The organism is Cyanobium sp. WKJ7-Wakatipu, assembly GCF_024345355.1.
Taxonomy (GTDB): Bacteria; Cyanobacteriota; Cyanobacteriia; order PCC-6307; family Cyanobiaceae; genus Cyanobium_A; species Cyanobium_A usitatum.
On the sequence record NZ_JAGQAY010000007.1, the window covers coordinates 1 to 21,153 of the forward strand.

At 65.7% G+C, this 21,153-nt stretch carries 20 protein-coding genes and 1 pseudogene; 13 read left to right on the plus strand and 8 right to left on the minus strand.

Annotated elements, in window-relative coordinates; genetic code table 11:
- Nucleotides 1-317 precede the first annotated feature (317 nt).
- Nucleotides 318-2,075: a glycosyltransferase family 39 protein gene (locus KBY83_RS06005; RefSeq protein WP_255018735.1), complete on the plus strand. Its 1,758-nt coding sequence runs from the start codon at nt 318-320 to the stop codon at nt 2,073-2,075.
- Here KBY83_RS06005 and KBY83_RS06010 read toward each other — a convergent pair.
- Entirely contained in the window at nt 2,069-2,617 is a 549-nt protein-coding gene (locus KBY83_RS06010) for a DUF721 domain-containing protein (protein ID WP_106501429.1), read from the minus strand. The two genes, KBY83_RS06005 and KBY83_RS06010, sit on opposite strands and share 7 nt — an antisense overlap.
- Before the next feature lie 87 nt (nt 2,618-2,704).
- On the opposite strand from KBY83_RS06010, the gene KBY83_RS06015 reads away from it, so the two are divergent.
- The 5 genes from KBY83_RS06015 to KBY83_RS06035 all read left to right on the plus strand — a co-directional run bounded on the left by KBY83_RS06015 (nt 2,705) and on the right by KBY83_RS06035 (nt 6,972).
- A complete protein-coding gene (locus KBY83_RS06015) occupies nt 2,705-3,478 on the plus strand; it encodes a PspA/IM30 family protein (RefSeq protein WP_255018834.1) in 774 nt (257 codons plus the stop codon).
- Nucleotides 3,479-3,557: 79 nt separating this feature from the next.
- Complete coding sequence (locus tag KBY83_RS06020; RefSeq protein ID WP_254996837.1) at nt 3,558-3,878, plus strand: thioredoxin domain-containing protein; 321 nt, start codon at nt 3,558-3,560, stop codon at nt 3,876-3,878.
- On the plus strand, nt 3,865-5,058 hold the full coding sequence (locus KBY83_RS06025; protein ID WP_255018736.1) for an aminotransferase class I/II-fold pyridoxal phosphate-dependent enzyme: 1,194 nt from the start codon (nt 3,865-3,867) through the stop codon (nt 5,056-5,058). The genes KBY83_RS06020 and KBY83_RS06025 overlap by 14 nt, the downstream gene beginning before the upstream one ends.
- Nucleotides 5,055-5,762, plus strand: a complete 708-nt coding sequence (locus KBY83_RS06030; protein WP_254960861.1) for a biotin--[acetyl-CoA-carboxylase] ligase — start codon at nt 5,055-5,057, stop codon at nt 5,760-5,762. The genes KBY83_RS06025 and KBY83_RS06030 overlap by 4 nt, the downstream gene beginning before the upstream one ends.
- A 52-nt stretch (nt 5,763-5,814) precedes the next feature.
- Nucleotides 5,815-6,972, plus strand: coding sequence for a M23 family metallopeptidase (locus KBY83_RS06035; RefSeq protein ID WP_255018738.1), 1,158 nt, complete (start codon nt 5,815-5,817; stop codon nt 6,970-6,972).
- Between the two features lie 7 nt (nt 6,973-6,979).
- Here the strand turns inward: KBY83_RS06035 and KBY83_RS06040 are convergent, their stop codons facing one another.
- Both KBY83_RS06040 and KBY83_RS06045 read right to left on the minus strand, forming a co-directional pair.
- Complete coding sequence (locus KBY83_RS06040) at nt 6,980-7,654, minus strand: ABC transporter ATP-binding protein (RefSeq protein ID WP_255018740.1); 675 nt, start codon at nt 7,652-7,654, stop codon at nt 6,980-6,982.
- A gap of 36 nt (nt 7,655-7,690) precedes the next feature.
- Nucleotides 7,691-9,250, minus strand: a complete 1,560-nt coding sequence (locus tag KBY83_RS06045) for an NAD(P)H-quinone oxidoreductase subunit N (RefSeq protein ID WP_255018742.1) — start codon at nt 9,248-9,250, stop codon at nt 7,691-7,693.
- Between the two features lie 110 nt (nt 9,251-9,360).
- On the opposite strand from KBY83_RS06045, the gene topA reads away from it, so the two are divergent.
- From topA to KBY83_RS06070, 5 genes are read left to right on the plus strand one after another with little or no spacing between them, the layout of a single operon-like run.
- Nucleotides 9,361-12,078, plus strand: coding sequence for a type I DNA topoisomerase (topA, locus tag KBY83_RS06050; protein ID WP_255018744.1), 2,718 nt, complete (start codon nt 9,361-9,363; stop codon nt 12,076-12,078).
- Nucleotides 12,078-12,521 (plus strand): hypothetical protein, encoded by a 444-nt coding sequence (locus KBY83_RS06055; RefSeq protein WP_255018746.1) that lies wholly within the window; start codon nt 12,078-12,080, stop codon nt 12,519-12,521. The genes topA and KBY83_RS06055 overlap by 1 nt, the downstream gene beginning before the upstream one ends.
- Entirely contained in the window at nt 12,521-13,183 is a 663-nt protein-coding gene (locus KBY83_RS06060; protein ID WP_106501436.1) for a DUF2232 domain-containing protein, read from the plus strand. Before KBY83_RS06055 ends, KBY83_RS06060 begins: the two co-directional genes overlap by 1 nt.
- An 8-nt stretch (nt 13,184-13,191) precedes the next feature.
- Complete coding sequence (locus tag KBY83_RS06065) at nt 13,192-14,325, plus strand: nicotinate-nucleotide--dimethylbenzimidazole phosphoribosyltransferase (RefSeq protein WP_255018747.1); 1,134 nt, start codon at nt 13,192-13,194, stop codon at nt 14,323-14,325.
- Nucleotides 14,326-14,335: 10 nt separating this feature from the next.
- Nucleotides 14,336-15,358 (plus strand): twin-arginine translocation pathway signal, encoded by a 1,023-nt coding sequence (locus tag KBY83_RS06070; RefSeq protein WP_255018748.1) that lies wholly within the window; start codon nt 14,336-14,338, stop codon nt 15,356-15,358.
- Here KBY83_RS06070 and KBY83_RS06075 read toward each other — a convergent pair.
- Complete coding sequence (locus tag KBY83_RS06075; RefSeq protein ID WP_255018835.1) at nt 15,355-16,428, minus strand: aldo/keto reductase; 1,074 nt, start codon at nt 16,426-16,428, stop codon at nt 15,355-15,357. The two genes, KBY83_RS06070 and KBY83_RS06075, sit on opposite strands and share 4 nt — an antisense overlap.
- 61 nt (nt 16,429-16,489) lie before the next feature.
- Nucleotides 16,490-17,059 carry a bifunctional nuclease family protein gene (locus KBY83_RS06080; RefSeq protein ID WP_255018749.1) on the minus strand — a complete coding sequence of 190 codons (570 nt, stop codon included), beginning with the start codon at nt 17,057-17,059 and terminating at the stop codon, nt 16,490-16,492.
- A 60-nt stretch (nt 17,060-17,119) separates the two neighbouring features.
- Between KBY83_RS06080 and KBY83_RS06085 the strand changes: the two genes are divergently transcribed.
- Together KBY83_RS06085 and KBY83_RS06090 are read left to right on the plus strand one after the other, a co-directional pair.
- A complete protein-coding gene (locus tag KBY83_RS06085; protein ID WP_255018750.1) occupies nt 17,120-17,785 on the plus strand; it encodes a riboflavin synthase in 666 nt (221 codons plus the stop codon).
- A 49-nt stretch (nt 17,786-17,834) separates the two neighbouring features.
- A pseudogene (locus KBY83_RS06090) lies at nt 17,835-18,410 on the plus strand (HdeD family acid-resistance protein).
- 24 nt (nt 18,411-18,434) lie between these two features.
- On the opposite strand, the gene KBY83_RS06095 reads toward KBY83_RS06090, so the two are convergent.
- The 3 genes from KBY83_RS06095 to ctaD form a co-directional block, all read right to left on the minus strand.
- Nucleotides 18,435-18,800, minus strand: coding sequence for an AbrB family transcriptional regulator (locus KBY83_RS06095; RefSeq protein WP_106501693.1), 366 nt, complete (start codon nt 18,798-18,800; stop codon nt 18,435-18,437).
- A gap of 125 nt (nt 18,801-18,925) precedes the next feature.
- Nucleotides 18,926-19,534, minus strand: coding sequence for a cytochrome c oxidase subunit 3 (locus KBY83_RS06100; protein ID WP_106501441.1), 609 nt, complete (start codon nt 19,532-19,534; stop codon nt 18,926-18,928).
- A complete protein-coding gene (ctaD, locus tag KBY83_RS06105; protein ID WP_106501442.1) occupies nt 19,531-21,153 on the minus strand; it encodes a cytochrome c oxidase subunit I in 1,623 nt (540 codons plus the stop codon). Before ctaD ends, KBY83_RS06100 begins: the two co-directional genes overlap by 4 nt.

Genomic DNA, 21,153 nt, shown 5'->3' on the forward strand with positions numbered 1-21,153 from the left:
TCCGGGCATCGCTGGCAACGGCCTGAGGTCCTGGTTCATGTCCCCACGGCTGCGATCGGATATTCCGCAATCACAGGAGCTCAATCACCGCTTCCTGGCCTCACCGCAACTTGCGACACGCTCCTAGCCGCCGCCGAGATCGCCGATCTGCTTAATGGCGGTTGGCAGGAACTGCCAGGTCCGGCTTGCCACCAGCGGTCGCACGTCGCTTCAGTACGTTGAATGCTTCGGCAAAACGCTCTCTGCCACAGCGCTTAACGCCAGATCTGCTAAGTGCTGAGCCGCCACCGGCCACGCTGACCCGCCATCGCCTCGTCTTGCTGTGCACCCTGGCGATCGGCTTGCTGCTGTTCGTGTGGCAGCTCGGCAGCACGGGGCTAGTGGATGAAACACCGCCGCTGTTCGCCGCCTCGGCGCGGGCCATGGCTGAAACGGGCGACTGGCTGATTCCCCGCGTCAACGGCCTGCCCCGCTACGACAAGCCGCCGCTTGTCTATTGGTTGATGGGGGCCCTCTATGCCCTGCCGGGGCAGCAGGCCTGGAACCCCCTTGGCACCTGGGCGGCGCGGCTGCCCTCGGCCCTGGCCAGCGTGGCGCTGATGCTGGGCCTGGCCCACACGCTGCTGCGCTGGCCCCAGCGCTCCCGGGCCCCAGGGTCCACGGCGCTGGCGGCCGCCCTGGCCTACGGCCTTTCGCCCCTGGCGTTGGTGTGGGGCCGCATCGCCGTGAGTGATGCTCTACTGGCTGGGTGTCTGGGGTTCAGCCTGCTGCTGAGCTGGCGCTGCTACGCCGCAGGCGGGCGCCGCTGGTGGCAGGCCTGGCTGGTGCTGGGGCTGGCGGTGCTGGCCAAGGGGCCGGTGGCGGTGCTTTTGCTGGGGCTCACCCTTCTTTTATTTGGCTGGCTGCAGGCGGATCTGGGCGGGCTGTGGGCGCGGCTGCGGCCCCTGCCTGGACTGGCACTCACCGCCCTGGTGGCGCTGCCCTGGTTTGGACTGGCGCTGCTGGTAGAGGGAGAGCCGTTCTGGCAGAGCTTTTTGGGCTACCACAATCTGCAGCGCTTCACCGCGGTTGTGAACAACCACCAGGCGCCCTGGTGGTTCTTCGTGCCCGTGCTGGGGATAGCCAGCTTGCCGGTCACGCCCTTGTTGCTGCTGGGGCTGGCCCAGGGCCTGGGGCGCCTGCGCTGGCGCTGGCTGCCGGCCGAGCCGCTGGCGCCCGAGCTCTCCCTGCAGCGTTTCGCCGCCTGCTGGCTGCTGGCGGTGTTTCTGTTTTTCACTGCGGCCGCCACCAAGCTGCCCAGCTACTGGCTGCCGGCCACACCGGCGGCGGGCCTGCTGGTGGCCCTGGCTGCTCAGCGGTGCCGGCGCTGGGCCTGGGGGCTGAGCCTGCTGCTCACGGCGGTCCTGGCCGGGGGCTTCGCGGCAGGACCCCTTTGGCTGCCGCTGATTGAGGCCCCCGAGATGCCCAGCCTGGTGGCTGAGCTGTTGGCGGCGCCTTGGGTGCCCCTGGCCGCGGCCTTCTGGGCCCTAGCCCTGCTGCTGGGGGCCTGGGCAGGCTGGCGCAAGGACGCTCTGTCGGGCCTGCTGGCCCTGCAGCTGCCGTTGGCAGCGTTTGTGCCGGCCGTGTTGCTGCCGCTGGTGGAGTTGGGTGATCGGCTGCGGGCCGCCCCAGTGCGGGAGCTCGCGGCTGAGGCCCGCTCCGCCCGCCGGCCCAGCGAGCCGCTGGCGATGCTCGGCATGCTCAAACCCTCGCTGCACTACTACAGCCGCCGGGTGGTGATCTTCGAGGGTGATGAGCCCCAGCACCTGTTGAACCTGGCCGATCGCCTGCGGCATGAGAGCCGCCCAGGCCAACCCGCCAGCACGTCGTCGCAGCAGCCGAGTGTGTTGGTGGTGATTGATTCCGGCACCGCCGCCCAGCCCCACTGGCAGGGACTTAAACCCCAGCTATTGAGTCGCCGCGGTATCTATGCCCTCTGGCGCCTGGAGCGCAGTCGCCTGGAGCAGCGGGCGGCCCAGCTGCAGCGGCAGGGGGTGGCCGCTGACTGGCAGCTGCAGCGCCCCGAGCGCTACTGAGGCTGCGCGCCTTCTAAAGACTGGGTCAGCTGCTTTTGCCGGCAGAAACTGCAATGGCCCCAGCGGGCCATCTCACCGGCGGGGGCCGGGCTGGTGCAGCGGGGACAGCTAGCCATGCCGTGGACGTCCACCCGGCTGGGATGGACGCTCCACACCTCTTCCTCCTGCTGGCGGCCGGGGGCTACGGCGGCGCTGGGGTGGTGCTGCTCCAGGCGTATGTCGCGCACGGTGAAGCCGTTGGCGCGTAGGGCCCCCAGCAGTTGGTGGCGGTTGTATTGGAGCGCCTGCAGCCAGGGGCCAGGGGCGGCGCCCACGGTGAGCAGGCCGCTGTGCAGCCGCAGGGGCCGGCAGTGGGGTGCCAGCTGGGCGCCGGCGATGCGGGGCCAGGCCTGCCATAGGGCTGCCAGGTGTCCGCCCTGCTGCCAGCTTTGCTCCAATTCCCGCAGGCAGCTGGCCAGGGCGCTGGCGGGCTGCCGGGGTGGCGGCATCAGCAGGCTCAGATTGCCGAGTTGGCGGGTTTGCTGTCGGGGGGCCTTGGCCATGGCTTGACCCTATCGGCGGTGCGGCAATCCCGCTGGTGAATCAAGCCAAACCCTGGCTAACCTCAAGCCTTGCCCCTGCAGCCTCCGATGGGCTTCTTCGACCGCCTCAGCCGCCTGATCCGCGCCAACGCCAATGCGGCGGTAGGCGCGATGGAGGACCCTTCCAAGATTTTGGATCAATCGGTGGCCGACATGCAGTCGGACCTGATCAAGCTTCGCCAGGCGGTGGCTACTGCTATCGCTAGCCAAAAGCGCATCCAGAACCAGGCCGAGCAGGCCGGTTCCCAGGCTAAAACGTGGTACGAGCGCGCTGAACTGGCCCTCAAGAAGGGTGAGGAAGACCTGGCCCGCGAAGCCCTAGGGCGCCGCAAAACCTGCCAAGACACCGCCACTGCCCTCAACACCCAGCTGCAGAGCCAGGCGGGTCAGGTGGACCAGCTCAAAAAGAGCTTGGTGTCACTTGAGAGCAGGATCGCCGAGGCCAAAACCAAAAAGGACATGCTCAAGGCCCGGGCCCAGGCGGCCCAGGCCCAGGAGCAGCTGCAGAGCGCCGTGGGCAGCCTCGGCACCAACAGCTCCATGGCCGCCTTTGAGCGCATGGAGGAAAAGGTGCAGACTCTGGAGGCTCGCAGCCAAGCCGCCGCTGAGCTGGCTGGAGCAGATTTGGAGAGTCAGTTTGCGGCCCTTGAAGGGGCCCCCGAGGTTGACGATGAATTGGCGGCTTTGAAAAATCGCCTCGCCGGTGGGACACCGGTATCCCTGCCCCTGGGAAGCTCAGCTGCTCCCCAGCTCGAGCCCGTAAAGGTGAGCGAGGTAGACCCGGAGCTCGAGGAGCTCAAGCGTTCGATCGACAAACTTTGAGCGGCTTGGCAGTTCGTCTCCGGCCGGCTGCCCTGCTTCATACAATCGCCGCACGCATACGTTTTTAAGGGCTGCTGTCGTGTCTGTCGCTCATCTCACCGATGCCAATTTCCAAGCTGAGGTGACCGATTGTTCTACGCCCGTGCTGGTGGATGTGTGGGCCGAATGGTGCGGTCCCTGCCGGCTGATGGCTCCAATGATGGAGTGGATGGCTGCTGAATATGCGGGTCGCCTGGTGGTGGGCAAGCTCGAGGCAGACGCCAACCCAGTGATTCGCGATGGCTTGCAGATCCAGGGACTGCCCGCCCTAATCTTGTTCCGAGATGGCAAGGAACTGGCACGCCACGAGGGTGCCATGGCCAAACCGCAGCTTCAGGCTTTTGTGGATGCCCATATCTGAGCGCCTGTCGCGTCTTGGCAGCGGCGTTTTCGCCCGCAATGACCAGCGCAAATCGGCTTACGCATCTCGTGCCGCCAGCAGGGGTCTATCCCCACTCCTCGATCTCTCACTCGGCTCCACCGATCTGCAACCCCCTGAGGCGGCCATCGAGGCGATCGCTGCCCAGCTTGGTCAGCCCGCCAGCGCCTCCTACTGCCTTCACGCAGCGACCCTGCCCTTTCGCTCGGCAGTGGCCGATTGGGCCCAGCGTCGCTTTGGGGTGAAGGTGGATCCGGAGACGGAGGTGCTGTTGCTGGTGGGTTCCCAGGAGGGCACGGCCCACCTGCCCCTGGCGGTGCTCAACCCGGGTGATCGGGCCCTACTGCTCGATCCTTGCTACCCCTCCCACCTGGGTGGCTTACACCTGGCTTCCGCTGAGCCGGTGTTGTTGCCGCTCGATCCCGAGGCGGGCTGGCGACCGGATTTTGATGCCCTCAGCCCAGAGCAGTGGGACGACTTGAAGTTGATGGTGCTCGGCTACCCCCACAACCCCACTGCCACTACGGGCCAGCAGGTCTGGCTGGATGAAGCGGCGGAAAGGGCCTTTCGCCATGGGCTGGTGCTGGCCCACGACAACCCTTACGTGGATCTGGCCCTCGATGGCGAGGCGCCGACCCTGTTGCGAGCACCCCATTGGCGCGACTGCGGCATTGAGTTTTTCTCCTTTTCCAAGGGCTGGTGTTTGGGGGGCTACCGGCTGGCTTTCGCCATCGGTGCCGAGTGGTTGATCAGCGCCTTGCGCCAGCTCAAGGGGGTGGTGGATTTCAATCAGTCCCTGGCCCTGCAGGCCGGGGCGATTGCGGCCCTTGAGCAGGCTCCGAATTGGCCTGGTCAGTTGCGGCAGGAATATCGGCTGCGGCGCGATCGCATGGCTGACGCCCTTGAGGCGGTGGGCTGGCCGGTGCGGCGGCCCTCAATGGCGCTTTATTTGTGGTTGGAGTTGCCGCCCCAGGCGCGCCAGCGCAGCTGGGGCAGCGAAGATTTTTGTGCAGCCCTGCTCGAGGCCACCGGTGTGGCCCTGACGCCTGGCAATGGCTTTGGCCCCGGAGGCGAGGGCTGGCTGCGCCTTGCCCTGGTGCATCCGGTGGCTGACCTCGAAGCTGGTGCGGCCCGCATCGGTGCCTGGCTGGCCACCCTTTGAGCTGGCAGTTGCGCCGCCTGCCGGTGTGTGCCAGCACCGAGATCGAACTTGATCGCTGGCTGGAGCGACGCCAGGCCGCAGGCATGTCGCTGCAGCGGCTGGCGGTAACAGCTCGGCGCCAGCGTTTTGGCCACGGTCAGCAGGGGCGGCCCTGGTTGTCGCCGGCGGGCGGGATCTGGCTAAGTGCGGCCATTCCTTGGGCTGGGGCTTTGCCTGGAACGGCCTCCCTGGGCCTTGCGGTAGCGGTGGGGCTGGCCCAGCAGCTCGAGGCTCTGGGGCTTGCGGTGCAACTCAAGTGGCCCAACGATCTGCTCGTGGGGGATCGCAAAATTGCGGGGTTGCTGCCCCGGATGCGCTTGCGGGGCCAGCGGATCCGCGCGGCCCAGGTTGGGGTTGGTCTTAATGGTTGCAACCGGGTGCCGCCTGGAGCCCTGTCGGTGGCAGAGGCCCTCGGCTGCCGCCAGGGCCACCCCCTGGCACGGCCAGAGCGCTTGTTGCCCAGGGTGCTTGCCGGCCTGGAATGGGCTGCGGCCCATGCCCAGCAGCCTTGCCAGGTGCGCGCTGCCGCCGAGGCCCGGCTGTGGCGCCCTGGAGCGGGCTGGTTGCATGACGGTGAGCTTTGGCAGGTGCTGGGTCTGCATGCCGATGGCCGCCTGCGCCTCGGCCGGCAGGGGCGGGAGCTGGCCCTCCAGCGCCACTTCTGAGGCCGTTCCTTCGGCAGGGCGCGGTTAGGCAAGATTTTTTACAATGGCGCCTATGCGCGATCGCCAGCCACCGGGGCAAGCCCCCCTAAATCCTGCTGCCCCAAGCCCTCGGGGCCGGGCCCTGTTGGCGATTCTGCCCCTTATGGCAGCCCCCCTGCTGGGAGTGGGCCTGGCCTGGGGCCAAGACCAGCTCAGTCCTGGCCTTGCCCCTTCGCCTGCTGCCGCTGGAGCCAACCCCCAGCCGGCAATCGAGATGCCGCCAGCGCCACCACCCGTGCCCCTGGCCCAGCCGCTGCGTCCCGATCCGGCTGCCCTGCCGAGCCGGCCGCCGGCCCGTTTTGATGCCTCCCTCGATGAGCTGGTGCGTGATGGGGTGGTTAGTCCGGTGGAGCGGGCCCGGATTCGTTCGGGCTCAGGCACGACCCCCTTCAACGTGCCGGCCCACCAGCAGGCTTGCAGGAGCGGCGCCCTTTCCCAGCAGGAGTGCAGCAGTGGTTTGGTGGTGCGCTGGCGCGGCCGTACCAACAACGGCGTAGATGACGGCGGCGCAGGCACTGGTAAGGCTGGCCCTGAATTTGGCCGCTATGACGGCGAAGGTCGCTTGCTGCCGCCGCTCACGGTGCCGGTTTCGGCCCTGCTGGCCGGCGCTGGCGGTAGCTTCCGCCTTGCCGATGTCTTTGGGGTCACGCCCCGCCCGGCTCCGATCGGTGGCAACGGCAACCGCAAGCTGCTGTTTCCGTTAATTGGTTCGGCCATCACCAGCAGCAACTTCGGCTACCGGCTGCACCCGATCCTGGGCAGCTGGCTGATGCACGCGGGCCGCGATCTGGCGGCTCCAGAGGGCACGCCAGTGGTTTCAGCCCTGGGCGGCTTGGTGGTGAGCAGTGGCTTTGCGGGTGGCTATGGCCTGGCGGTTGAGGTCGAACACGACCGGCCGCGGCGCCGCACCCTCTACGGCCATCTCAGCGAGCTCTACGTCAAGGAGGGCGATCGGGTGCGCCAGGGCGAGGTAATCGGCCGGGTCGGCAGCACGGGCCTGAGCAGCGGACCCCATCTGCACTTCGAGCTGCGGCTGCCCGGCGACGGCGGCTGGGTGGCGGTTGATCCTGGTGATCTAGACCCGGGCAAGGGGGCCGCCGGCAGCGATGCCATCGCCCTGTTGATGGGACAGCTACTGGAGAGACTGGAGCGTCCCCGCACCCTTAGCTGAGGATCCTTCAGCCCAGGATCCGGCCGTCGCGGAAGTGCACGATTTTCTCGGCCCGGGCAGCCACGTCGTCTTCGTGGGTAACCATCACCACGGTCATGCCACCGCGATGCAGGGCATCGAAGATGTCGAGTACTTCGGCGGTGGTTTGGGAATCCAGGGCCCCGGTCGGCTCGTCGGCCAGCAGCAGGGCGGGCTGGTTGATGATCGCCCTGGCTATGGCTACCCGCTGCTGCTGGCCGCCCGAGAGCTGATTGGGCTTGTTATTTAGCCGCTGACCCAGCCCCACCCGCTCGAGGGCGGCCTGTGCCCGTTGGCGCCGCTCAGCCGCAGGCACCCCCGCGTAAACCATCGGCAGGATCACATTGTCGAGGGCGCTCAACTGGGGCAGCAGATGGAACTGCTGAAACACAAAGCCCAGGTCGCGGTTGCGCAAATCAGCGAGCTGGTCATCGCTGAGGTCTTCCACCGGGGTGTTGTTGAGCCGGTAGCTGCCACTGGAGGGGCGGTCGAGGCAGCCGAGAATATTCATGGCCGTGCTTTTGCCGGAGCCGGACGCTCCCATCACTGCTAAGTAATCCCCTCTATTGACGGTGAGATCCACACCATCGAGGGCCTTAACGGCCATCTCGCCGCTGCCATAAACCTTGTCTACGCCCTGAAGTTGGGCAACGGGATCGCCCATCAAATCGCTGCTACCTTCTTAACAAATGACCTGTGCTCAACCAATGGCCTGAACCAGCATCGGCGTGCCGGTAACAGCCTGGCTGGCCCAGGTGAATAGGGGGTTGGAGAGAATGCCGCCCACGGCTGTGATAATCACGCAGCCCACCAGGGCGGTGCGCAGGGCGGGCAGGCCAGCCACAGACCAATTGATGGCTGGGTAAGCCTTGACCACATCGGAGGCTTCCTGGGGCTCTTTCACCACCATCATCTTGATCACTGAGATGTAGTAGTAGATCGAAACCACCGAGGTGACCAGACCCACCACCACCAGTAGGTATTGGTGATCGGCCCAGCCGGCAAAAAATAGATAAATCTTGCCGAAGAAGCCGAGCATCGGCGGAATACCACCTAGGGAAAGCAGGCAGAGACTTAAGCCCAGGGTGATCAGCGGATCCTTCTGATAAAGGCCGGCGTAATCAGCAATGCGGTCGGAGCCGGTGCGCAGCGAGAACAGGATGATGCAGGCGAAGGCGCCTAGATTCATGAACAGGTAGGCCGCCATGTAGAGCACCATCGCGGCGAAGCCGTCTTCGGTGCCGCACACCAGGCCAATCATCACGAAGCCGGCCTGGCCGATCGAGCTGTAGGCCAGCATCCGTTTCATCGAGGTTTGGGCCAGGGCCACCACGTTGCCCAGCACCATGCTGAGCACCGCAAGCACGGTGAACAGCAGCTTCCACTGGGCATCAAAGCTCTCGAAGCAGCCCACCAGGATGCGCAGGGCCAGGGCAAAGCCGGCGGCCTTGGAGCCCACCGAAAGGAACGCCACCACCGGCGTTGGCGAGCCCTCGTAGACGTCGGGGGTCCACTGGTGGAAGGGCACCGCGGCGATTTTGAAGGCCACCGTGGCCAGCACGAAAACCAGGGCTAGAGCCGTAACGGGCGAGGCGCTGGTGCGCAGGGCCAGGGCTACGGCGTCGAGGCCGGTGGCGCCGCCGGTGAGGCCGTAAAGCAGGGAGGCGCCGTAGAGAAATACAGCCGCGGCGGCCGAACCCACCAGCAAATATTTCAGTGCTGCCTCGGAGCTACGGGCATCCCTCTTCATGTAGCCGGCCAGCAAATAGCTAGACACAGAGAGAGTTTCCAGGGACACGAAAATTGTCACTAGATCGGTGGCGCCACATAGGAACATGGCGCCGAGGGTGGCAGCCAGCAGAATGCCGGCGAACTCACCCACCGGTGTGCCGCTCTGCTCCACGTAGCGCCAGCTGAGTAGCAGTGAAATCAAGGTGGAGGCCGCCACCACGGCTCGGAAGGCAATCGCCAGGTTGTCTGCCAGGAAGGAGCCCACGAAGGCGGGCTGCAGGTCGGGGATGTTCCACTGCAGGGCAAGCAGCACCAGGGCGCTGCCCAGGCCGGCATAACAAATCGGTGGCACCCAGCGGCTGGCGGCCTTCTCGCCAGCGAGATCCACCAGCAGGCAGGTGAGCAGCGCGATCAGCACCGCCGCCTCCGGGGCGATGGCGCCAGCGTTGAGCTGGAGATTTAATCCTCCCGTTCCGGCACCACTGCCGATCGCATCGGCCACGGAGGAGAGGGCGCCCAGCAGGAACATCAGCGAGGGGACCGCGAGGTGGGAGCTGTGATGTCGGTGACTGTAGCTGCGCCGGGCTGTCAACTTGGGCGCTTGATGCGATAAAGAGGGAAGCGGTAAGGCGCTGGTCTGTGGGTCACACCCTGGTCATTGTTGAAAGTCCGACGAAGGCCCGCACCATCCGCGGCTTCCTTCCCAAGGATTTCAAGGTGGAAGCCTCGATGGGGCACGTCCGCGACTTGCCCAATAACGCCAGTGAGATTCCGGCGGCTCACAAGGGTGAGAAGTGGGCCAATCTCGGCGTCAACACCGCCGCCAACTTCGAGCCCCTCTACGTGGTGCCGAAGGACAAGAAAAAGGTGGTCAAGGAGCTCAAGGATGCCCTCAAGGGCGCCGAGCAGCTGCTGCTGGCCACTGACGAAGATCGGGAGGGGGAATCGATCAGCTGGCACCTGCTGCAGCTGCTCAGCCCCAAGGTGCCGGTGAAGCGCATGGTGTTTCACGAGATCACCAAAGAGGCCATCAGCCGGGCTCTCGAGGACACCCGCGACCTCGATATGGAGCTGGTGCATGCCCAGGAAACCAGGCGCATCCTCGATCGGCTGGTGGGTTACACCCTTTCGCCGCTGCTGTGGAAAAAGGTGGCGTGGGGGTTGAGCGCCGGCCGGGTTCAATCGGTGGCAGTGCGCCTGCTCGTGCAGCGCGAGCGGGCCCGCCGGGCTTTCCGCAGCGGCAGCTACTGGGACCTCAAGGCCCGGCTGGAGGAGGGAGAAGCTGGCTTTGAGGCCAAGCTCAGCCACTTGAAAGGGGAGCGCATCGCCGGAGGCTCCGACTTCGATGAGAGCACCGGCGCCCTTAAGGCCGGCAGCAAGGTGAGGCTGCTGAGTGAGGCCGAGGCCCGCCAGCTCCAGGTCCAGGTGCAGGCCAATCCCTGGCAGGTGACCTCCGTAGAGGAGAAGCCCACGGTGCGAAAGCCCGTGCCGCCTTTCACCACCAGCACCCTGCAGCAGGAGTCCAACCGCAAGCTGCGGCTCTCGGCCCGGGAAACCATGCGCACGGCCCAGGGCCTCTACGAGCGCGGTTTCATCACCTACATGCGCACCGACTCGGTGCACCTCAGCGACCAGGCGATCAACGCAGCCCGCAGCTGCGTCAGCGAGAAGTACGGCAAGGACTACCTCAGCCCCAGCCCCCGCCAGTTTTCCACCAAGGCCCGCAACGCCCAGGAGGCCCACGAGGCGATTCGCCCAGCCGGTGAGGCGTTCCGCACCCCAAATGCCACCGGCCTTGATGGCAAGGATCTGGCCCTCTATGAGCTGATCTGGAAGCGCACCGTGGCCAGCCAGATGGCTGATGCCCGCCTCACCATGCTCGCCGTCGAACTCCAGGCCGATGGCGGCGCCCTGGGCCCAGCCCAGTTCCGGGCCTCGGGTAAGCGCATCGACTTCGCCGGTTTCTTTCGCGCCTACGTCGAGGGCAGCGACGATCCCGATGCGGCCCTTGAAGGTCAGGAGCTGTTGCTGCCGGCCCTGAAGGTGGGCGACAGCCCCGCCTGCAAGGCGGTGGAGGCCCTCGGCCACCAAACCCAGCCCCCCGCTCGCTACAGCGAGGCTGCCCTGGTGAAGATGCTTGAGAAGGAGGGCATCGGTCGCCCCTCCACCTATGCCTCGATCATTGGCACGATCGTCGATCGCGGCTACGCCACCCTCGCCAATAACTCCCTCACCCCCAGCTTCACGGCTTTTGCCGTGACGGCCCTGCTGGAGGAGCACTTCCCGGATCTGGTGGACACCAGTTTCACGGCCCGGATGGAGAACACCCTCGATGAGATCTCCCACGGTCAGGTGCAGTGGCTGCCTTATCTGGAGAGCTTCTTTAAGGGAGAAAAGGGCCTGGAAACCCAGGTGCAGCAGCGGGAGGGCGATATTGACCCCGGCGTGTCCCGCACCGTTGAGCTGGAGGGCCTGCCCTGCGTGGTGCGCATCGGCCGCTTCGGCGCCTACCTGGAAACCAAGCGCGTCGCTGAAGACGGCACCGAGGAGCTGCTCAAGGCCACCCTGCCCCAGGAGATCACCCCTGCCGATCTCGATGCCGAAAAGGCGGAGCTGATCCTGAGGCAGAAGGCCGATGGGCCCGAGTCCCTTGGTGATGACCCGGAAAGCGGTGAGCAGGTGTATCTGCTGTTTGGCCAGTACGGGCCCTACGTGCAGCGGGGTCAGGTGAGTGACGAGAACCCCAAACCGAAGCGAGCTTCGCTGCCCAAAGGCGCCAAGCCCGAGGAGCTGACCCTGGAGGATGCCATCGCCCTGTTGCGGCTACCCCGCCAACTTGGCGACCACCCGGAGGGCGGTCGGGTGGAGGCGGGGCTTGGTCGCTTTGGCCCCTACGTGGTGCACCACAAGGGCAAAGGCGAGAAGGACTACCGCTCCCTTAAGGCGGAGGACGACGTACTGGTGGTTGGCCTTGACCGAGCCTTGGAGCTGTTCGCCATGCCCAAGAAGGGCCGTGGCGGCCGCACGGCCCTCAAGGACATCGGTGTCCCCGAGGGCGACGACGAGGCGATCCAACTGTTTGACGGTCCCTACGGCCTCTATGTCAAGCAGGGCAAGGTGAATGCTTCGCTGCCGGAGGGCACCACCGCCGACACCATCACCCTGGAGCAGGCGGTTGAGCTGCTGGCCGCAAAGGCAGCTACTGGCAAAGCTGCGGCCAGGAAGCCTGGAGCCAAAAAGCCAGCGGCCAAAAAACCGGCAGCTAAGGCTCCTGCGGCAAAGAAAGCTCCCAGCACCACCAAGACCGGCCGGCTGCGCGCCAGCGCGGTGCGGGTGATCAGGGCGGCGGACAGCTGATGGCAGGCGCCGGCCGCACCTTTGGGTCGCTGCTTTGCGCCTTAGCGCTGGCTGGCTGCAGTGGCACCCGCTTCGGCGACCAGCTGGGCCGCAGCTTCTCAGCGCCCCCGGCCCAGCCCGCTCAGCCGGTCTCTCCTGCCCCTAATCCAGCTGCCGCCACTCCCGCCTCAAAAGCTGCTCCCCCCCCTACTGCTGCCTCCCCCAAAAAGGCTGAGCCCAAGCCCGTGGAAGCCAAGCCGGCAGCCGTCAATCCCAGTAAGCCAGCCCCCTATCGCATCACGATCCAGCTGCCCTCCGCCGATCCCGCTGCCCCGGCGGAAGCGGTCACAGAAGCCTTGCGGGCGGCGGGGGTCAGTTTTGAGGTGGAGATGATTGAGCGGGTCGGAGCTGCTGCCACGCCGGCGCCTGCCCCTACGGTCACACCGGCGCCGGCACCGCGCTGATGTCGTCCCGGCGCCAACTCAACCGCGGCCAGGCCCGCCAGTTGATGGATACGGCCTATCTCGCCGCCGCCACCGCCCTGCTGTGGGTGGCGCTCTACTACCTGCCGGTGGGCAGCCCCCTGTTTCGGCTGGCCCTGCCCCTGCCCCTGGCCCTGTTGCAGTTGCGTCATGGCTGGCGCTGTGCCGTGGAGGGACTGGTTGTGACCGCCCTATTGCTGGTTGCCCTGATGGGTCCGATCCGGGGGCCGTTGGTGGTTTTCCCCTATGGCTTGCTGGCGCTGTGGCTGGGCTGGTGCTGGCGGGCCAGGGCCGGTTGGCGCTCCAGTTGGTGGCTGAGCTGGGGTGTTGGCAGCCTGATCAGTGCAGCTGGCTTCCTGGTGAGGGTGGCGGTGCTCTCTGTTTTGGTGGGCGAGAACCTTTGGGTGCTGATCACCACTGCGGCTGCTGGTTTATTGGAGAAGTTGGCTGGCTGGCTGGGAATGGCAGCATCGATCGAGCTGGCCCAGGTACAGCTAGCTGCGCTGGCGTTGGTGTGGGTGCAGAACGTGATCGTTGTGCTGGCCCTGCATGCGGTGGCCTACTGGATCTTTCCGCGCCTGCATTCCCCCATCCCAGAGCCCCCAGATTCCCTTCGGGCCCTAGTGGCCCTTGACCCCCTCTGAGCGGCCTGATGGCCCCTGATTCCTGGACCCAGGCTCTGGAGCAGGGCTGGCGCCGCAGCCGCACTCTGCTGCTGCTCGCCGCCACCGATACGGCTGCGGTGCCTGGGATTTCCGCAGCCGGGGCCTCGCCCCAGGCCCGGCTGGGCACGGCGGCCGCCGATGCCGAATTGCTGCTGCTGGGCCCCGGTGGTCGCCGCTGCCATGCCTTGCCGCCCCTGCCGGCGGGGGTCAGCCCGGCCCTGATCAGCCATGTGGTGTTGAGTCAGCTGGGGCTGCTGGAGCGCACCCGGGTGCTCGATCTGGGCTGTGCGATCGCGGCGGCGGTGCCGCACCTGCGCCTGCCGGGGCTGGAGAGTGCCGGCCCGGCCCGCTGCCTCAGCACGGGCCAGGCCCTTGCCCCAGCCAGGGTGGCGGCCCTCGTGCAGCGCGGCAGCGCCTGGGGCAGGCGCTTGGATCCGGCCGAGCCGTTGCTGCTGGCCGAATGTGTGCCAGGAGGCACCACCACGGCCCTGGCGGTGCTCGAGGGCCTGGGGGTGGCAGCGGCGGGTCTAGTGAGCGGCAGCTTGCGCCAACCGGCCCATGGCCTGAAGGCGGCCCTCGTGGCTCAGGGTTTGGCTGCAGCGAGTTTTGAGGCGGCAGATCTGACGGGAGTTGCGCACCCCCTAGCATTTCCGGACCCCCTAAACGTGTTGGCGGCGTTGGGGGATCCAATGCAGGCCTTCGCTGCTGGGCTGGTGGGGGCGGCGGCGGCCCGCGGTACGCCGGTGCTGCTGGCCGGTGGCAGCCAGATGGCGGCGGTGCTGGCCCTGGCCCTAGCCCTGGCTGAGCCAGGCCAGCGGCCAGCCCTGGCGGATCGCTTGGTGGTGGCCACCACCGCCTGGGTGGCCGAGGAAGCTGGCAGCAACCTGGCCCTGCTGCTGGAGCGCATAGGTGCTCGCTGGCAGGTGCGGCCGAGGCTGGAGGTGGCGGCCCTGCGCTTCCATTGCTGCAGCAGCGCCGCCCTACGCGACTACGAGCGCGGCTACGTCAAGGAGGGGGTGGGGGCCGGCGGCCTGGCCCTGCTCTGGCAGCTGGCGGGCCGGCAGCCAGGGGCCCTGGCTGAGGCCTGCGACGCAGCCTGCCGGCTGGAGCTCGGTGCCTAGGGTCGCTGCCATGGCATTCACTCCCGCTGTGCTCTCCCGTCGCCGGCTGCTGCAGCTTGGGGTGGGTGCTGGCGCTGGCCTGCTGGCCGCCTGCCGCCCCGCCCCTGGCCCCGAGCTGCTGCTGGCAGAAGCAGACCTGCCAGCCGCCTGGCTGAAGCAACTGCCCGCCCCCTGGCGGACACGCCAAGTAGCTGATGCCGCTGCTGTGCAAAAAGCCGTGCGTGAGCTTGGCCAAAGGCCGGCCCCTGGCTTGGTTGCTCTCAGTGACGGCTGGGCCAGTGGTCTGAGCCGGCAGCAACTTCAGTCCTTTGAGGCGCCGCGGCTCTGGGCTCGCTTGGCCGCCTTCAGTGCCCCGGTGGCCCGTCTTTATGGTCCGGTGGGTGAGGCGCAGCTGGCCTTCCCCTGGGCCTACAGCCCCTGGGTGATCGCCCTGCGTAGCCGCCCCGACCTGGCCGCCCGTCGCCAGGAGGGCTGGCAGTTGCTGCTTGATCCCAGCCTGCGCGGCCGGTTGGTGTTGCCCTCCAGCCCTCGCATCAGCCTGGAGATCATGGGCGGCGATTTTGAGCGGCTGGAGCGGTTGCGGGCCCAGGCCCTCGCCTACGACGACCGTGACGGCCTCAACCTGCTGCTCAGCGGTGATGCTGAGGCGGCGGTGCTGCCCCTGCAGCGCCTGATTCCCCTGCTGCGCCGCGACCAGCGCCTGGCGGTGATCTGGCCCGACAGCGGCGCGCCCCTCAGCTGGCAACTGCTGCTGCGACCTGCCGGTGCTGCACAGTCAGCGCCACCACCGCTGGAGTGGCTCGGTGCAGTGCTGGAGCAGCCCCTGCTGGAGCAACTGCTCGCCCGGGGCTTGGTGCCGCCCCTGCCCCAGGCCGATCTGGCGCCGGTGGCGCGGCGCTTTCCCGAGTCGATAGCAGCCCTGCTGCTGCCGGGAGATGGCCTGCTGCAGCGCTGCTGGAGCCTGCCACCCCTTTCCGTGCCCCAGCAGCTGGCCCAGCAGAACCTCTGGGATGCGGCCGCCCCCAGGCCCTAGCCCCAAAGGCGGCGGCGGGGGGCGGCGCTCAGGCGCCGGTGGGTGTCGGCTAGCAGCTCGGGGATGGGTAGCTCGTGGGGGCAGCGGGGCAGGCAGGCCCCGCAGGCGCGGCAGGCCTCGGCGTTGAGCTCCTCCCACCAGTGGCCGGCACGGCCGATCAGGTTGTAGCGCTCCTGGGCAAAGGCCTCCATGCCGTGGCCCACGGCCAGGTTGCGCAGGCGCAGGAGTTCGGGGATCGGCACGCCGTTGGGGCAGGGCAAGCAGGCGCGGCACTGGCCGCAGCGCTCCGCCACCAGGCGCTCGCGGCCGGCGACGTCCAGGCGCTGCAGGGCTGAGCGTTGCGCGGCACTCAGCCAGGGCGAGGGCCCGCCGATGGCAGCGGCCCAGGCCAGGTCTTCCGGCTGCTCAGCCCCCAGGCTCAAGGTGGAGATCCCCTGATCGAGCAGGAAGCGATAGGCCAGCTCCAGGGGGTGAAACGGGGCGCAGTCGGCAACCAGCTCCGCTGGAGGGTCGTAGAGGCGACCGCCCTTGTCGGCCGGGGAGATGGCAAGCACGCCGATTCCCTGGGCCAGGGCGGCGCGAGCGATGGGAAGGAGGGTCTGGTCAAACAGGTGCACATGCAGGCTGCAGAACGTGAAGCTCCCCGAGCTCAGGGCGGCTTCGATCAGCTCGGGCGTGCCGTGGCTGCTGAAGCCCACCTGACCCACCAGTCCTTCATCTTTGGCCCAGGTCAGCAGGTCGGCGCCGGGCCCCTTAAGCGCCCACTCCAGGTGCTCGGGTCGGTTGAGGCCATGCACGGCCAGGTTGGTGAGCTGGGCCACGCCAAGGCGCGCCAGGATTGAGCGCAGTTGCCCCTGGCCGGTGGCCAGGTCGGGGCCGGGTAGCAGTTTGCTGGTGATGAGCCAGCCGTCTGAGGGGCCCAGGTTGTCCCGTTGCAGGGCCGCCAGAGCTTGGCCCAGGAAGGTTTCGGCGGGCCCGTAGGCAGGGGCTGTTTCCAGGTGGTTGATGCCGGCGGCCAGGGCTGCCCTAAGCACCGCTTCCATCTGGGCGGGGCTGCCCAGGGCCCGCATCGTGCCCAAGCTGAAGGCCGACACCGCCGGCCCGGCGCCGTAGGGGCGCCGGAGCCGGTTTTCAGGCTGTTGGTTCATCCCCAGGTTGGTCGGCTTTGGGGTGGGCCTGTTTGAGGTGGCGCACCAGGTCGGCAGGGCTGGTGCTGTCCAGGAAGCGGCGGAAATTGTCCTGCTCCTGGGCGTCGGCCTCCGCATCCACCGGGATGGAGGCATCAGCCACGACCTCTTCAAGCATCCAGATGCTGCTGCCGGTGCGCAGGGCTAGGGCGATGGAATCGCTAGGCCTGGCGTCTATCTCGATGCTTGAGGCAGCTGTTTGGTCGCCAGGCGCCCCAGCTTCCCCATCGCTAGCGGGGCTGAGTTTCAGCACGGCGCGGAAGGTGCTGTCTTCGATCGTGTGAATTACAACCCGGTCGAGCTGCAAACCCCCAGCGTCGATCAGGTCGGCCATCAGGTCGTGGCTGAGGGGTCGGGTCGGTGGTTCTTCGCTGAGTCCGGCCAAGATGTTTTGGGCTTGGGCCTGGTCGATCCAGATCGGCACCTGGCGCCGGCCCGATGGATCGCGTAGCAAAACGATCGGGCTGCGACTGGCCGCATCGAGGGCAATTCCGGCAACGCGCATTTCAACCATGGCTCAGCGCTGCCCTTTAGCCGATTATGGCGAGGATTATCGCCCTGGGCTGGAAAGCAGATGTTTACCGGGCTGGTGCAGGCCACAGGCGTGATCCGCCGCTCTCCCCACGGGGTTCAACTGCAGTGGGCTGCTGCCCCTGGGGCTACTTGGACCCCTGCCAGCCTGGCCCTGGGCGACAGCGTGGCGGTGGATGGGGTTTGTCTCACCGTGGCTGGGCGGCTGGCCGATGGCTTTCGCGCCGATGTCAGCGAGGAAACCTTGGGCCGCACCACCTTGGCCGCCAAGGCAGACCGGGGCGGCAGGGTGAATCTTGAGCCGGCCCTGCGCCTGGCCGACCGGCTTGGTGGCCACCTGGTGAGCGGCCATGTGGATGGGCTCGGGGTGGTGCGAGCCATCGCCCGCCAGGCCGCCTCCTGGCGCCTGGAGCTGGCCTGGCAGAACCCCGCCTACGGCCGCTATGTCTGCGAAAAGGCCAGCGTGGCCGTGGACGGCATCAGCCTGACAGTGGCCGGCTGCGACCCCGATGGAGCCGGCTTCTGGATTGCCGTGATCCCCCACACCTGGGCCAGCACCACCCTGGCGCAGCTGGCGGTGGGGGATGGGGTCAACCTGGAGGCCGACCTACTGGCCAAATACACCGAGCGTTTGCTGGCTGCCACCGGTCCCAGCGGCGCGGCCGAGCCGATCAATGCCCCCTGGCTGGCTGATCACGGCTGGATCTGACGTCTGCGCTTTGCGTGACTACCGTCCAGGTGATGTTGCTGCCATAGCGATGGGCTCAGGTCTGTTTTCTGCCAAAGGCGAGGGATTGAAGGCCTTCACCCTGTTTGAGGGGGTGTTGATGCTGGTACTTGGGGTGCTGGCCCTGATCTTCCCGGTGCTGGCTTCCGCCTGGATCACCGTGATCGTGGCGGTGGGCTTTCTGGTGGGCGGCATCGTGGGATGGGTAAGCAACCTGGCCCGCTCCCGCCAGTTGGGACGCTGGTAATGCTTTTCGCGGCTGGTGATTTCCACCCTCTTCATCGTGGTGGGCGCCTGGATGATTCAGCAGTTCCGCGGCGGTCCGCTCGAGGGCGGCCTGGTGGTGGCCAGTCTGGCCTTTGCCATCGGCATCGTTTTCATCCTCGAAGGCGTGGTTTCGATGCTTGTGGCCCTCGGTCACACAAGGGTGAGTGGCTGGGGTTGGGGCTTGCTTAACGGCATCGTCACCCTGATCCTCGGCGTGCTGATCGTGACCATGCAGGCCTGGGGGCTGCTCTGGGTGATTGGGGTGCTGGTTGGAATCAGCTTCCTGTTCAGCGGTATTGACCTGCTCGCCTTCAGCGCCAGCTTCCACGGCGAAGACTGAGGAGGAGCGCCAGGGGAGAGGGGCCTAGGGATCTTGTGGTTCGAGGGGAAGCAGGCTGATCGAGCCGTTGTCTGGGTTGATCTCGATCCGAAATTCCTGGCCCGGCTCCAAACCCAGCTTGCGGGTGTAGGCGTGGCCGATCAGCAGATTGCCGTTGCCATGCACCCGGGTGCGGAAATCAGCTTGTCGACCCTTGCCTTGGCCGCTGCTGGCGGTTCGGCTAACGCTGTTTGGTACCGGGTAGCCCTTGGCAGCCACCAAAGCTCGATAAAAACTTTTTTTCAGCACCCGTCCGCTCGGACCCACGTAGCCGCAGCCCCGGGCGATTTCGTCCTCTGGGCGGTTGCTCAGGGCGCGGGCCCGATCAAGAAGGGCTTTGCCTTCCAGCATGTCCGCGGGGCTGTCGCCGTTCCTGGCCGCCATGTGAAAGGCCTGCGCTGGGCAGATATATCAACTAATTGTGCCCGGTACGCAAGGAAATCGCCATCCGTGCCAGCGGTTGACGACTTGGAGCCTCAGAGCAGATACAGGATTCCGTAGAGCACAACCCAGATGCCATCAACGAAATGCCAATAGAGCTCAGCCGCTTCTAGGCCGAAGTGGTCACTGGCGCTGATGCGTCCCCCCTGGCGAGTTTGCAGAGCAACGATGGCGATACAGATCACGCCAAGAGTCACGTGTAGGCCGTGGAAGCCTGTTAAGGCGTAGAAGGTGCTGGCAAAAAGGTTGTCGGTGAGGCTGAAGGGCAGGTTGAAATACTCGACCATCTGACCCGCCAGGAAAATCGCGCCCAGGCCACCAGTGATTGCCAGCCAGAGGCGGCTGGCCCCCAGCTGTCCGGCCCGGCATTCCTTGCCGGCGCGGTGAAAGGTGAAGCTGCTGATGATCAAAACCACCGTGTTGATGGTGGGTAGCAGCAATTCGAGCTCATAGATCCCCCCTTCCGGCAGCGGATTCACGGCCCGGAAAGTGAGATAGGCGGCAAAAAAACCGGCGAAGGTCATTCCATCTGCCACTAAGAAGGTGGCCAGGCCAAATAGGCGGAAATCTCCGTGGCCCTCACCAGCTGGGCTGTGGCCAGCCTCAATGGTGACGGAATCCTGTAGGGGTGTGGTGCTGGTCACGCTTTTGTCTCCTGGTGCTGGCCGTAGCCGTAGGGCTCGGTAACTAGTGGTGCCTCGCCGTGCCAGTTTTCAACCGGTGGCGGCGAACTGGTGAGCCACTCAGATGTAAGGGCATTCCAAGGGTTGTCACCAGCCTCTTTGCCGTTTATGGCCGTAACCACGACGTTGATAAGCAGTGGCAGGGTGCTGATGGCCATCAACAGGGCGCCCACGCTGCTCACCTGGTTAAGGGTGGTGAAGGCGGGGTCGTATTCGGCAACCCGACGAGGCATGCCATTTAAGCCGAGCCAGTGCTGGGGGGCGAAGCAGAGATTGAAACCAACAAAAGTGAGCAGGAAGTGGAGCCTCCCCAGGTCCTCGTTGAGCAGGCGACCGGTGAACTTCGGATACCAGTGATACAAAGATCCGAAAATAACAAACACCGTGCCCCCGTAAACAATGTAGTGGAAGTGACCCACCACGAAATAGGTGTCGTGAACGTGAATATCAAAAGGCACTTGGGCCAGAGCTACGCCAGTGATGCCGCCGAATACAAAATTAACGATGAAGGCGCATGAGAACAACATCGCCGAATTAAGGGCAATCTTACCGCCCCACAAAGTCGCCAACCAGTTGAAGAATTTGATGCCGGTTGGGACTGCGATAAAGGAGGTGGCGATCGTGAAAAACAGGCGCATCCAGGGGGGTGTGCCGCTGGTGAACATGTGGTGAGCCCAAACAATTAGGCCAAGGAAAACGATCGCCATGATCGAATACACCATTGTGGTGTAACCAAAAAGAGGTTTGCGGGCGTGGATAGGCAGTATTTCACTGACGAGCCCAAAGGCTGGCAACACCATGATATATACAGCCGGGTGGGAATAGAACCAAAAAAGGTGTTGATAAACCACTACGTTTCCACCCATCGTTGGATTGAAAAATCCGGTGTGGGCAATGATGTCGAAACTGAGCAGAATTAGGGTGCCTGCCAGTACTGGCGTCGACAGCACAACTAAAACACTGGTGCCCAGCATCGCCCAGCAATACATAGGCAGCATCATCAGCTTCAGCCCAGGACGCCGCAGCTTCAGGATGGTGGCGATGAAGTTGATGCCGCCAAAAATCGAACTGCCACCAAGCAGAAGTACGCTCAATATCCACACAACCTGGCCTGCCGCTGGGGTGGTGAGGCTTAGGGGTGGATAGGCGGTCCAGCCGGATTGGGCAGCCGCTCCAGCGATAAAATAACTACTTATAAGAAGAATGCCCGCAGGGGGTATAAGCCAGAAGGCCACAGCGTTAAGACGGGGGAAAGCCATGTCTCTGGCGCCCACATAAAAGGGAATCAGATAATTGCCGAAGGCGCCATTCACGACTGGCACGATCCAAAGAAAGATCATCACCGTGCCGTGCAGGGTGAGCACCTCGTTGTAGGTCTCACGGCTGACGAAATCGGAGATTGGACTGATCAGTTCCGTGCGAATAACCCCAGCTAGGGCGCCGCCGATCAAATAGAAGATGAAGCCACAAACCAAATACTGCAGCCCAATCACCTTGTGATCCAGGCTGAAGCTGAAGTAGCGCAGCCAGCCTTGGGGTTGCAGGTTGCCGTCGAAATCGCTTGGGTTGGCGAGAGTCAT